General features: G+C 60.8%; 12 protein-coding genes. All 12 read left to right on the top strand.

Annotated elements, in window-relative coordinates; translation table 11 throughout:
• The first annotated feature begins 43 nt into the window (after positions 1 to 43).
• A complete protein-coding gene (mnmA, locus tag ACHPFG_RS12015) occupies positions 44 to 1168 on the top strand; it encodes a tRNA 2-thiouridine(34) synthase MnmA (protein WP_431702629.1) in 1125 nt (374 codons plus the stop codon).
• Complete coding sequence (hflD, locus tag ACHPFG_RS12010; RefSeq protein WP_027606331.1) at positions 1165 to 1788, top strand: high frequency lysogenization protein HflD; 624 nt, start codon at positions 1165 to 1167, stop codon at positions 1786 to 1788. The genes mnmA and hflD overlap by 4 nt, the downstream gene beginning before the upstream one ends.
• 125 nt (positions 1789 to 1913) lie before the next feature.
• Positions 1914 to 3284, top strand: coding sequence for an adenylosuccinate lyase (gene purB, locus ACHPFG_RS12005; protein WP_032889684.1), 1371 nt, complete (start codon positions 1914 to 1916; stop codon positions 3282 to 3284).
• An 84-nt stretch (positions 3285 to 3368) separates the two neighbouring features.
• On the top strand, positions 3369 to 4535 hold the full coding sequence (locus tag ACHPFG_RS12000; protein WP_167655671.1) for a cupin domain-containing protein: 1167 nt from the start codon (positions 3369 to 3371) through the stop codon (positions 4533 to 4535).
• Positions 4528 to 4950 carry a GNAT family N-acetyltransferase gene (locus ACHPFG_RS11995; RefSeq protein ID WP_131698064.1) on the top strand — a complete coding sequence of 141 codons (423 nt, stop codon included), beginning with the start codon at positions 4528 to 4530 and terminating at the stop codon, positions 4948 to 4950. Before ACHPFG_RS12000 ends, ACHPFG_RS11995 begins: the two co-directional genes overlap by 8 nt.
• Before the next feature lie 231 nt (positions 4951 to 5181).
• The gene (locus tag ACHPFG_RS11990; protein WP_431702625.1) at positions 5182 to 5919 is read left to right on the top strand and encodes a secretin N-terminal domain-containing protein; all 738 of its coding nucleotides are present in this window, start codon (positions 5182 to 5184) and stop codon (positions 5917 to 5919) included.
• Between the two features lie 495 nt (positions 5920 to 6414).
• A complete protein-coding gene (gene aceA, locus ACHPFG_RS11985) occupies positions 6415 to 7740 on the top strand; it encodes an isocitrate lyase (RefSeq protein WP_003219577.1) in 1326 nt (441 codons plus the stop codon).
• A gap of 651 nt (positions 7741 to 8391) precedes the next feature.
• Positions 8392 to 8805 carry an NADH-quinone oxidoreductase subunit A gene (locus ACHPFG_RS11980; RefSeq protein ID WP_003219575.1) on the top strand — a complete coding sequence of 138 codons (414 nt, stop codon included), beginning with the start codon at positions 8392 to 8394 and terminating at the stop codon, positions 8803 to 8805.
• A gap of 10 nt (positions 8806 to 8815) precedes the next feature.
• Entirely contained in the window at positions 8816 to 9490 is a 675-nt protein-coding gene (locus ACHPFG_RS11975; RefSeq protein ID WP_003174719.1) for a NuoB/complex I 20 kDa subunit family protein, read from the top strand.
• A 72-nt stretch (positions 9491 to 9562) separates the two neighbouring features.
• Complete coding sequence (gene nuoC / locus ACHPFG_RS11970; RefSeq protein WP_090402815.1) at positions 9563 to 11347, top strand: NADH-quinone oxidoreductase subunit C/D; 1785 nt, start codon at positions 9563 to 9565, stop codon at positions 11345 to 11347.
• Positions 11348 to 11349: 2 nt separating this feature from the next.
• Entirely contained in the window at positions 11350 to 11847 is a 498-nt protein-coding gene (gene nuoE, locus ACHPFG_RS11965) for an NADH-quinone oxidoreductase subunit NuoE (protein WP_127880709.1), read from the top strand.
• Entirely contained in the window at positions 11844 to 13199 is a 1356-nt protein-coding gene (gene nuoF, locus ACHPFG_RS11960; RefSeq protein WP_027606325.1) for an NADH-quinone oxidoreductase subunit NuoF, read from the top strand. The genes nuoE and nuoF overlap by 4 nt, the downstream gene beginning before the upstream one ends.
• The last annotated feature ends 33 nt before the right edge of the window (positions 13200 to 13232 follow it).

Genomic DNA, 13232 nt, shown 5'->3' with positions numbered 1-13232 from the left:
CTGCTAGAATCGCGTCCTTTTTCAAGACACCCGTTGAAACCCTATGCGTGATCCAGCCCCTTCTGACACACAAAAGAAGCGCGTCATCGTCGGCATGTCCGGCGGCGTGGATTCTTCCGTTTCCGCCGTTCTGCTCATGGAGCAGGGTTATGAGGTGGAAGGCCTGTTCATGAAGAACTGGGAAGAAGACGATGGAACGGAATATTGCACCGCCATGGACGACCTGGCGGACGCCCAGGCCGTGTGCGACAAGATCGGTATCAAGCTGCACACCGCCAACTTCGCCGCCGAGTACTGGGACAACGTGTTCGAACACTTCCTGGCCGAATACAAGGCCGGTCGCACGCCGAACCCGGACATCCTGTGCAACCGCGAAATCAAGTTCAAGGCGTTCCTCGACTACGCCATGATCCTTGGCGCCGACTTGATTGCCACTGGCCACTACGTGCGCCGCCGTGACATTGATGGCCGCACCGAACTGCTCAAGGGCCTGGACCCGAACAAGGACCAGAGCTACTTCCTGCACGCCGTCGGCGGTGAGCAGATCGCCAAGACCCTGTTCCCGGTGGGCGAACTGGAAAAGCCCGAAGTGCGCAGGATCGCCGAGCAACGCGGCCTGGCGACCGCCAAGAAGAAGGATTCCACCGGGATCTGCTTTATCGGCGAGCGCCGCTTCAGCGACTTCCTCAAGCAGTACCTGCCGGCGCAACCGGGTGAGATCAAGACCACCGAGGGTGAAGTGATCGGCCGTCACCACGGCCTGATGTACCACACCATCGGCCAGCGCCAGGGCCTGGGCATCGGCGGCTTGAAGGACGCGGGCGAAGAGCCGTGGTACGTGCTGGTCAAGGACCTGGAGCACAACGTGCTGATCGTCGGCCAGGGCAATGAACACCCGCTGCTGTTCTCGGGCGCGCTGCTGGCCTCGGAGATCTATTGGGTCAACCCGATCGACCTGAGCACCCCGCGCCGCCTGACCGCCAAGGTGCGCTATCGCCAGAGCGACCAGCCCTGCACCCTGGAAAAAACCGCCAGCGGCTACCGCGCCACTTTCGATGACCCGCAACGTGCGGTCACCCCTGGCCAGTCGGTGGTGTTCTATGACGGCGAAATCTGCCTGGGCGGCGGCGTGATTGAAGTCGCCGAAGCCTGGAGCAACCCGGCATGAGCCCAACCCAGGAGCAACTGACGGCACTCGGCGGTGTGTTTCTCTCCGCCGTGCTGGTGGACAAGATCGCCAAGACCGGCCAGGTCACCGAAGCGGGCCTGACCTGCATGCTCGGCAGCCTGCTGATCCGCGACCCCAAGGACACCCTGGAAGTCTACGGGGGCGACGACCTCGCACTGCGTGAAGGCTACCGCGCCCTGATCGGCGCCCTGGAACGCGACCCCAGCACCCTGCAGCGCGAGCCGCTGCGTTATGCCCTGTCGATGCTCGGCCTTGAGCGCCAACTGGCCAAGCGCGAGGACATGCTGGAAACCATCGGCAAACGCCTGCCACAGATCCAGTCCCAGGTAGAGCACTTCGGCCCGGCCCACGAAAACGTGATCGCCGCCTGCGGTGCGCTGTATCAGGATACCTTGAGCACCTTGCGCCAGCGCATCCAAGTGCACGGCGACATGCGCAACCTGCAGCAACCGAACAACGCCTCGAAAATCCGCGCCCTGCTGCTGGCCGGTATTCGTTCGGCGCGGTTGTGGCGGCAATTGGGCGGTCATCGTTGGCAACTGGTGATCAGCCGACGCAAATTGCTCAAAGAGCTTTACCCGTTGATGCGCAACGAATAAGTCGCACCAACAGGCTATTTTCAAGCCGTTACGCGTAATACGCCGGTCAGTTGGCAACGGACCGGCGAATTTTTTCATGTATGATACGCGCCCCATTTCGTTGCCCGACTGTCCGAGAACACCCCATGCAGCTCTCTTCGCTCACTGCGGTTTCCCCTGTTGACGGCCGCTACGCCGGCAAAACCCAGGCCCTGCGCCCTATTTTCAGCGAATACGGCCTGATCCGTGCTCGTGTATTGGTTGAAGTGCGCTGGCTCCAGCGCCTGGCCGCTCACCCCGCCATCAGCGAAGTGCCGGCGTTCTCCGCCGAAGCCAACGCTGTGCTCAACACCCTGGCGGAAAACTTCTCCCTGGAGCACGCCGAGCGTGTGAAAGAGATCGAGCGCACCACCAACCACGACGTCAAAGCCATCGAATACCTGCTCAAGGAGCAGGCGGCCAAGCTGCCGGAACTGGCCCAGGTCAGCGAATTCATCCACTTTGCCTGCACCAGCGAGGACATCAACAACCTGTCCCACGCACTGATGCTGCGCGAAGGCCGTGATGACGTGATGCTGCCGCTGATGCGCCAGACCGCCGAAGCCATCCGTGAGCTGGCCATCCGCTTCGCCGACGTGCCGATGCTGTCGCGTACCCACGGCCAGCCGGCGTCGCCGACCACCCTGGGCAAAGAACTCGCCAACGTGGTGTACCGCCTGGAGCGCCAGATCGCTCAAGTCGCCGCAGTCCCGCTGCTGGGCAAGATCAACGGCGCCGTCGGCAACTACAACGCCCACCTGTCGGCCTACCCTGAGATCGACTGGGAAGCCAACGCCCGCGCCTTCATCGAAGACGAGCTGGGCCTGGGCTTCAACCCGTACACCACGCAGATCGAACCGCACGACTACATCGCCGAGCTGTTTGACGCCATTGCGCGCTTCAACACCATCCTGATCGACTTCGATCGCGATATCTGGGGCTACATCTCCCTGGGTTACTTCAAGCAGCGCACCATTGCCGGTGAAATCGGTTCGTCGACCATGCCGCACAAGGTCAACCCGATCGACTTCGAAAACTCCGAAGGCAACCTCGGCATCGCCAACGCCCTGTTCCAGCACCTGGCCAGCAAGTTGCCGATCTCCCGCTGGCAGCGCGACCTGACAGACTCCACCGTACTGCGCAACCTCGGCGTGGGCTTTGCCCACAGCGTGATCGCGTACGAAGCCAGCCTCAAGGGCATCAGCAAACTGGAGCTCAACGCGCAGAAAATCGCCGCTGACCTGGACGCCTGCTGGGAAGTGCTGGCCGAGCCGATCCAGACCGTGATGCGCCGCTACAACATCGAAAACCCTTACGAGAAGCTGAAAGAGTTGACCCGTGGCAAGGGCATCAGCCCTGAAGCACTGCAAACTTTCATCGACGGCCTGGACATGCCAGCCGCGGCCAAGGCCGAGCTCAAGCTGCTCACCCCGGCCAACTACATCGGCAACGCTGTAGAGCAAGCCAAGCGCATCTGATTCGCGCTAGCCCCCTTGAGACGCCCGGCCGCGCCGGGCGTTTTTATTCCAGTCTGAAAAGTGCTTTTTTTCAATAGGTTACACATGAATCCTGACATCCCTCTTCAACTTCTGGGCGGCATCACGGCACGGGAATTCCTGCGCGACTACTGGCAGAAAAAACCGCTGCTGATCCGCCAGGCGATCCCTGACTTCGAAAGCCCGATCGACGCCGACGAACTCGCCGGCCTGGCCCTGGAAGAAGAAGTCGAATCGCGCCTGGTGATCGAACACGGCGAACGCCCATGGGAACTGCGCCGCGGCCCGTTCGCCGAAGACGCCTTCAGCACCCTTCCTGAGCGCGAGTGGACCCTGCTGGTACAAGCGGTCGACCAGTTCGTGCCAGAAGTGGCCGAGCTGCTGGAGCAGTTCCGCTTCCTGCCAAGCTGGCGCATCGATGACGTGATGATCAGCTTTGCCGCACCCGGCGGCAGCGTAGGCCCGCACTTCGACAACTACGACGTATTCCTGCTGCAAGCCCAGGGCAAGCGCAACTGGAAGATCGGCCAGATGTGCAGCTCCGAAAGCCCGCTGCTGCCACACGCCGACCTGCGCATCCTCGCCGAATTCGAAGAAAGCGCCGAATGGGTGCTGGAACCGGGCGACATGCTCTACCTGCCGCCGCGCCTGGCGCATTTCGGCATCGCCGAAGATGACTGCATGACGTACTCGGTGGGCTTTCGCGCACCAAGCGCCGCTGAAGTACTGACCCACTTCACCGACTTCCTCGCCCAGTACCTGACCGACGAAGAGCGCTACACCGACGCCGACGCACAGCCGGTCAGCGACCCGCACCAGATCCAAAGCGACGCCCTCGACCGCCTCAAGAGCCTGCTGGCCGAGCACATGAGCGACGAGCGCATGCTGCTGACCTGGTTCGGCCAATTCATGACCGAACCGCGCTACCCGGAAATGGTGGCGGGCGAAGAGCTGGGCGAAGACGACTTCATCAGCAGCCTGCAAGACGGCGCGATCCTGGTGCGCAACCCAAGCGCGCGCATGGCCTGGTCGGAAGTCGACGATGACGTATTGCTGTTCGCCAGCGGCCAGAGCCGCTACCTGCCGGGCAAACTGCGCGAGCTGCTGAAACTGGTCTGCGCCGCCGATGCACTGCACGCCGAAAACCTCGGCGAATGGCTGTTGGACGAAGACGCCCGCGACCTGCTGTGCGAGCTGGTCAAGCAAGGAAGCCTGGGGTTTGCTGATGAATAAGATTCACGTAAGTGTCGCGGACTGGCATAAGGATATCGCCGAGATTCGGCGCATTCGTGAAGCGGTATTTATCGCTGAACAATCGGTCCCACCTGAACTGGAGTGGGACGCGGACGACGCAGACGCGGTGCATTTCCTTGCATTCGAAGGCGACTTTCCGATTGGCACCGCGCGCCTGCTACCCAGCGGCGAGATCGGCCGTGTGTCGGTGCTCAAGGACTGGCGCGGGCTGAAGGTCGGCGACAAGCTGATGGAAGCGGTGATTGGCGTGGCCGAGCAACGTGGCCAGACCAAGCAGTTCCTGAGTGCGCAGGTATATGCGGCGCCGTTCTATGAGCGACTAGGCTTCAAGATCGTCAGCGAGGAATTCCTGGAAGTCGGGATTCCCCATGTCGATATGGTGCGCGGGGGCTGATTCGAGACCGCATCGCTGCCATCGGGGGCAAGCCCCCTCCCACACTTGACCGCACCCCCAAGGATGTACTCGGTCAAAATGTGGGAGGGGGCTTGCCCCCGATGGCTATTTCAGCAACACCAACAATGCCCTGCCATGTCAGGGCATTTTGCCGTCTACGATTCAACTTGCGACCCACCAGGCCGACAAACTGGCACTATCAAGCCTAAATGACTCGCAGAGATAACGGACATGTCCCTACGCACCCTGCTCACCGCCCTCATCCTGACTGCCAGTTGCTCGGCCATGGCCGACACCGAAGTCGTCAACCTGAGCAACCGCACCAGCACCGACCTGCTCCCCGTGGCGCAGAATTTCATCGGCAAGGACGGCACCGTCAGCGCCTACGGCAACCAGCTAATTGTCAACGCCGCCCCCGGCAAGATCCAGGACCTGCGTGCACTGCTCACCCAACTGGACACACCGGCCAAGCGCCTGCTGATCACCGTCGATACCAACGAAAACAACCAACAGAACAGCGGCGACAGCCAAACCCGCATCATCAGCTACGGCACCGCCAGCCGCGACGGCGGCATCCAGCAGATCCAGGCCAGCGAAGGCGTGCCTGCGCTGATCCAGGTCGGCCAGAGCGTGCCGCTGACCACGACCCAGCCCGACGCCTACGGTCGCCCACAGAACCAGACCCAGTACCGTAACGTCACCCAGGGCTTCTACGTCACCGCCAGCGTCACCGGCGAGACCGTGCATCTGGCGATCAGTACCAACCGTGACCGCATGAGCCAGGAACGTCCCGATGTAGTGAATGTGCAAAGTACCGACACAAGCGTCAGCGGGCGCCTGGGCGAATGGATCCCCCTGGCCGGCATCAACCGTGAGACCCAGACCGATAAATCCTCTACAACCCGCAGCTACTCTACCCAGGGCCGTGATGACCTGACGTTGCGGGTTAAGGTCGACACCCTGAACTGAAGCACCAAAAACTGACTGATGAGTCGTATTAGACTAAAGATGTAGTGCCATAAAAAAAGCACTACAAAACATTTGACGATCCAAAAAAGCATGGGCATGATGGCCTCGCTCCCGCTAATCAGGGGCCCTGGCAAGGGCCTTCGGATCGACGCTCCAAGCTACCCACCCGAGCCGATTCGTGTCTGTACCGCCCACAAGGCGTGTTTGACGAGGTTGCGACTGGAACGAAGTTGTCCCGAGGGACGGAAGCTAACCAGGTAACCCGGCTACACACTGATGGATCGTACAAAGGCCCACGATGCCCGAAGACCGTTCGCAGTTCGCCCTTACCTGCTCAACTCCCCCCCTTGAGCCGTCGTTCATCCCGTCGCCTACCCCGCCGAACTCAACTTGAACACCTGAGCTTCTGGTCAGCAAGCAGCCATAACCACGCATTCACTACGTGGCTGGCAAATGGAATTTTCCACCTAGACCTATGCGACGAGGTTTTCCCCCATGGCACTGACACGCGAACAGCAAATTGCAGCCCTCGAGAAAGACTGGGCTGAAAACCCACGCTGGAAAGGCGTAACCCGCGCTTATTCCGCTGCTGACGTCGTCCGCCTGCGTGGCTCGGTTCAACCTGAGCACACCTTTGCAAAACTCGGCGCCGAGAAGCTGTGGAAGCTGGTCACCCAAGGTGCCAAGCCGTCCTTCCGCCCCGAGAAAGATTTCGTCAACTGCATGGGCGCCCTCACTGGCGGCCAGGCAGTCCAACAGGTGAAAGCCGGTATCCAGGCGATCTACCTGTCCGGCTGGCAAGTGGCAGCGGACAACAACTCCGCTGAATCCATGTACCCCGACCAATCGCTGTACCCGGTGGACTCCGTGCCGACCGTGGTCAAGCGCATCAACAACTCGTTCCGTCGTGCCGACCAGATCCAGTGGAAAGCCGGTAAAGGCCCGGGCGACGAAGGCTACATCGACTACTTCGCGCCAATCGTGGCCGACGCCGAAGCCGGTTTCGGTGGCGTACTGAACGCCTACGAGCTGATGAAGAGCATGATTGAAGCTGGCGCTGCCGGCGTGCACTTCGAAGACCAACTGGCTTCGGTGAAGAAATGCGGCCACATGGGCGGCAAGGTACTGGTACCGACCCAGGAAGCCGTGCAGAAGCTGACCGCTGCCCGCCTGGCGGCTGACGTTGCCGGCACGCCGACCATCATCCTGGCCCGTACCGACGCCAACGCTGCGGACCTGCTGACTTCGGACTGCGACCCGTACGACCAACCGTTCGTGACGGGCGAACGCACCCAGGAAGGTTTCTACAAAGTGCGCGCCGGTCTCGACCAGGCCATCGCCCGCGGCCTGGCCTACGCGCCCTACGCCGACCTGATCTGGTGCGAAACCGCCAAGCCGGACCTGGACGAAGCGCGTCGCTTTGCTGAAGCGATCAAGAAGGAATACCCGGACCAACTGCTGTCCTACAACTGCTCGCCTTCCTTCAACTGGAAGAAGAACCTGGACGACGCAACCATCGCCAAGTTCCAGCGCGAACTGTCCGCCATGGGCTACAAGCACCAGTTCATCACCCTGGCCGGCATTCACAACATGTGGCACAGCATGTTCAACCTGGCGCACGACTACGCCCGCAACGACATGACCGCCTACGTGAAGCTGCAGGAGCAGGAATTCGCTGACGCCGCCAAGGGCTACACCTTTGTGGCCCACCAGCAGGAAGTGGGCACCGGCTACTTCGACGACATGACCACCGTGATCCAGGGCGGCACCTCGTCCGTGACCGCGCTGACCGGCTCGACCGAAGAAGAGCAGTTCCACTGATCGATGTGAGTACACGGCCACTGCGGACCCGTTAAAGAGCTAACCGCAGTACCGCACGACAATCACGCCCCGACTGGTTCGGGGCGTTTTTTTGCCGGTACGCATCTCACTGATTCAATAAGGGCAAAATGTGGGAAGGGGCTTGCCCCGGTACAGACCGGAGACATCCTTTACGTTTGAAACCGGAGACATCCTTTACAAGCCTCCTCCCACAAGGGAACGCATGCAACCTGAAGATTTTTTCCAAAACCTTGATCCAGAGCGCTATTCGTTGCAGATAAATCGGTTAAAAGATCCGCTCCAACAACTAGCGCTAATCAGGCAAGTAACGGCAACTTACTCCGCTGCATGAGAAACAATCGCTTAAACCCCACGCAAACAATATTCATTATCATTTAGCACATAAAAACTTCGTTACAGGTTAAACAAAACACATTTGATAAAATGCCCGCTAATGCCCGCCCCGCAAGGGCTACAGCCCCAAGAAGGTGCACTATGTGCTTATTCCATCGAATAATTTCGCCCTAGGAATTTTACTTGCCCGGTGTTTAGCCATAAAATCACCGCGATTGATTGCAGTGCGACATATCGTCACTGCATCGTTACTTTTTCGAGCTCAGAGACCTTTGCTCTCTGTTAAGGATTTCCAGCATGACCGAAGCGACAGGACTCATGGCCCACAACTGGGGCTTTGCCATTTTCCTCCTCGGTGTTGTCGGCCTTTGCGCCTTCATGCTCGGTGTTTCCAGCCTCCTCGGGTCAAAAGCCTGGGGCCGCAGCAAGAATGAACCGTTCGAATCCGGCATGCTGCCTACAGGTGGCGCCCGCTTGCGGCTCTCAGCCAAATTCTATCTGGTCGCGATGCTCTTCGTGATCTTCGATATCGAAGCCCTCTTTCTCTTTGCCTGGTCTGTGTCCGTCCGCGAAAGCGGCTGGACCGGATTCGTCGAAGCTCTCGTTTTCATAGCAATTCTGTTGGCAGGCCTTGTCTACCTATTTCGAGTGGGCGCCCTTGATTGGGCTCCGGAAGCTCGTCGTAAGCGGCAAGCGAAGCTGAAACAATGAGGCTTTGGCGATGCAATACAATCTCACCAGGATCGACCCGGATGCTCCTAACGAGCAGTACCCCATCGGCGAACGGGAAACCGTTTCCGATCCGTTAGAAGACCAAGTCCACAAAAACATCTACATGGGCAAGCTGGAAGACGTGCTGAGTGGCGCGGTCAACTGGGGACGTAAGAACTCCCTGTGGCCGTACAACTTCGGTCTTTCGTGCTGCTACGTGGAAATGACCACCGCCTTCACGGCGCCCCACGACATCGCGCGCTTTGGCGCCGAAGTTATCCGGGCATCACCGCGCCAGGCGGATTTCATGGTTATCGCCGGTACCTGCTTTATCAAGATGGCGCCGATCATTCAGCGTCTCTACGAGCAAATGCTCGAACCAAAGTGGGTTATCTCCATGGGTTCGTGCGCCAACTCCGGTGGCATGTACGACATCTACTCCGTGGTTCAAGGGGTGGACAAGTTCCTGCCCGTGGACGTCTACGTGCCTGGCTGCCCGCCCCGCCCCGAAGCATTCCTGCAAGGCTTGATGCTGTTGCAGGAATCGATTGGCAAGGAGCGTCGCCCGCTTTCCTGGGTCGTCGGCGATCAAGGCGTCTACCGCGCCGAGATGCCGTCGCAAAAGGAACAGCGCCGCGAACAGCGAATCGCAGTCACCAACCTGCGCAGCCCCGACGAAGTCTGATCCAGCACCGCTTCTTTTATAGAACGAAAACCTGGCTTCATTCTTTACGTTGACCGAAAGCGATAAAAAACCATGACTACAGGCAGTGCTCTGTACATCCCGCCTTATAAGGCAGACGACCAGGATGTGGTCGTCGAACTCAATAACCGTTTTGGCCCTGACGCCTTCACCGCCCAGGCCACACGCACCGGTATGCCGGTGCTGTGGGTGGCGCGCGCCAAGCTCGTCGAAGTCCTGACCTTCCTGCGCAACCTGCCCAAGCCGTACGTCATGCTCTATGACCTGCATGGCGTGGACGAGCGCCTGCGCACCAAGCGCCAGGGCCTGCCGAGCGGCGCCGATTTCACCGTGTTCTATCACCTGATGTCGCTGGAACGTAACAGCGACGTGATGATCAAGGTCGCACTGTCCGAGAGCGACCTGAGCATCCCGACCGTGACCGGTATCTGGCCCAACGCCAGCTGGTACGAGCGTGAAGTCTGGGACATGTTCGGTATCGACTTCCCGGGCCACCCGCACCTGACGCGCATCATGATGCCGCCAACGTGGGAAGGTCACCCGCTGCGCAAGGACTTCCCGGCCCGCGCCACCGAATTCGACCCGTTCAGCCTCAACCTCGCCAAGCAGCAACTTGAAGAAGAGGCCGCGCGCTTCCGTCCGGAAGACTGGGGCATGAAGCGTTCCGGCACCAACGAGGACTACATGTTCCTCAACCTGGGCCCGAACCACCCTTCGGCTCACGGTGCCTTCCGCATCATCCTGCAACTGGACGGCGAAGAAATCGTCGACTGCGTACCGGACATCGGCTACCACCACCGTGGTGCCGAGAAGATGGCCGAGCGCCAGTCGTGGCACAGCTTCATCCCGTACACCGACCGTATCGACTACCTCGGCGGCGTGATGAACAACCTGCCGTACGTGCTCTCGGTCGAGAAGCTGGCCGGCATCAAGGTCCCGGACCGCGTCGACACCATCCGCATCATGATGGCCGAGTTCTTCCGGATCACCAGCCACCTGCTGTTCCTGGGTACCTATATCCAGGACGTCGGCGCCATGACCCCGGTGTTCTTCACCTTCACCGACCGTCAGCGCGCCTACAAGGTCATCGAAGCCATCACCGGTTTCCGCCTGCACCCGGCCTGGTACCGCATCGGCGGTGTCGCCCACGACCTGCCGAATGGCTGGGAACGCCTGGTCAAGGAATTCATCGACTGGATGCCCAAGCGCCTGGACGAGTACCAGAAAGCCGCCCTGGACAACAGCATCCTCAAGGGTCGGACCATCGGCGTCGCTGCCTACAACACCAAAGAGGCCCTGGAATGGGGCGTCACCGGTGCAGGCCTGCGTTCGACCGGTTGCGACTTCGACCTGCGTAAAGCGCGCCCCTATTCCGGCTACGAGAACTTCGAGTTCGAAGTCCCGCTGGCGGCCAATGGCGATGCCTACGACCGTTGCATCGTGCGCGTCGAAGAAATGCGCCAGAGCCTGAAGATCATCGAGCAGTGCATGCGCAACATGCCGGCCGGCCCCTACAAGGCGGATCACCCGCTGACGACGCCGCCGCCGAAAGAGCGCACGCTGCAGCACATCGAAACCCTGATCACGCACTTCCTGCAGGTTTCGTGGGGTCCGGTAATGCCGGCCAACGAATCCTTCCAGATGATCGAAGCGACCAAGGGTATCAACAGTTATTACCTGACGAGCGATGGCGGCACCATGAGCTACCGCACCCGGATTCGTACCCCAAGCTTCGCCCACTTGCAGCAGATCCCTTCGGTGATCAAAGGCGAGATGGTCGCGGACTTGATTGCGTACCTGGGTAGTATCGATTTCGTTATGGCCGACGTGGACCGCTAAGCATGAACAGCACGCTTATCCAGACAGACCGTTTCACCCTGAGTGAAACCGAGCGCTCGGCCATCGAGCACGAGCTGCATCACTACGAAGACCCGCGCGCGGCGTCGATCGAAGCCTTGAAGATCGTCCAGAAGGAACGTGGCTGGGTGCCGGACGGCGCCCTCTACGCCATCGGCGAGATCCTCGGCATCCCCGCCAGCGACGTTGAAGGCGTGGCGACGTTCTACAGCCAGATCTTCCGCCAGCCGGTCGGCCGTCACATCATTCGCGTGTGCGACAGCATGGTCTGCTACATCGGTGGCCACGAATCAGTGGTCAGCGAGATCCAGAACACGCTGGGCATCGGCCTCGGCCAAACCACCCCGGACGGCCGCTTCACGCTGCTGCCGGTGTGCTGCCTGGGCAACTGCGACAAGGCGCCGGCGTTGATGATCGACGACGACACATTCGGTGACGTGCAGCCTGCTGGCGTGACCCAATTGCTCGAGGGCTACCCATGACCCTGACTTCCTTCGGCCCGGCCAACCTGATCAAGCGTTCGGCCGAAACCCACCCGCTGACCTGGCGCCTGCGTGACGACGGCGAGCCGGTATGGCTCGACGAGTACCAGGCCAAGAACGGTTACGCCGCTGCGCGCAAGGCCTTCGCCGACATGGCCCAGGACGACATCGTCCAGACCGTGAAGGACGCCGGCCTCAAAGGTCGCGGCGGTGCAGGCTTCCCCACGGGCGTGAAGTGGGGCCTGATGCCCAAAGACGAATCCATCAACATCCGCTACCTGCTGTGCAACGCGGATGAAATGGAGCCCAACACCTGGAAAGACCGCATGCTGATGGAGCAACTGCCCCATCTGCTGATCGAAGGCATGCTGATCAGCGCCCGCGCGCTGAAAACCTACCGTGGCTACATCTTCCTGCGCGGCGAATACACCACCGCCGCCAAGCACCTCAACCGTGCCGTAGCAGAAGCCAAGGCCGCAGGCCTGTTGGGCAAGAACATCCTCGGTTCGGGTTTTGACTTCGAACTGTTCGTGCACACCGGCGCCGGGCGTTACATCTGCGGTGAAGAAACCGCACTGATCAACTCCCTCGAAGGCCGCCGCGCCAACCCGCGTTCCAAGCCGCCCTTCCCTGCCGCCGTGGGCGTGTGGGGCAAGCCGACCTGCGTGAACAACGTCGAGACCCTGTGCAACGTGCCGGCGATCATCGCCGACGGCGTGGACTGGTACAAATCGTTGGCCCGCGAAGGCAGCGAAGACATGGGCACCAAGCTCATGGGCTTCTCCGGCAAGGTCAAGAACCCTGGCCTGTGGGAACTGCCATTCGGCGTGACCGCACGCGAGCTGTTCGAGGACTACGCCGGCGGCATGCGCGACGGCTACACCCTCAAGGCCTGGCAGCCAGGCGGCGCCGGCACCGGCTTCCTGCTCCCCGAGCACCTCGACGCACAGATGTATGCCGGCGGCATCGGCAAGGTGGGCACCCGGATGGGTACCGGCCTGGCGATGGCGGTGGACAACACCGTGAACATGGTCTCGCTGCTGCGCAACATGGAGCAGTTCTTTGCCCGTGAATCCTGCGGCTTCTGCACCCCATGCCGCGACGGTCTGCCGTGGAGCGTCAAGCTGCTGATGGCCCTGGAAAATGGCGAAGGCCGCGAGGGTGACATCGAGACCCTGCTGGGGCTGGTCGGTTTCCTCGGCCCAGGCAAGACCTTCTGTGCTCACGCACCGGGCGCCGTGGAGCCATTGGGCAGCGCAATCAAATACTTCCGCTCGGAGTTCGAAGCCGGCATCGCGCCTACCAGCGCCGCCGTCCCGCCTCTGGCAAGGCCGATCGTAGTCGGCGCGTAACGCTTAAAAAGCGAAGGGTCCGTGCCCTTCGCT

This window comes from Pseudomonas sp. BR20 (genome assembly GCF_050780135.1).
In the GTDB taxonomy this organism is placed as follows: domain Bacteria; phylum Pseudomonadota; class Gammaproteobacteria; order Pseudomonadales; family Pseudomonadaceae; genus Aquipseudomonas.
This window is presented reverse-complemented; position numbering and strand designations above follow the sequence as displayed.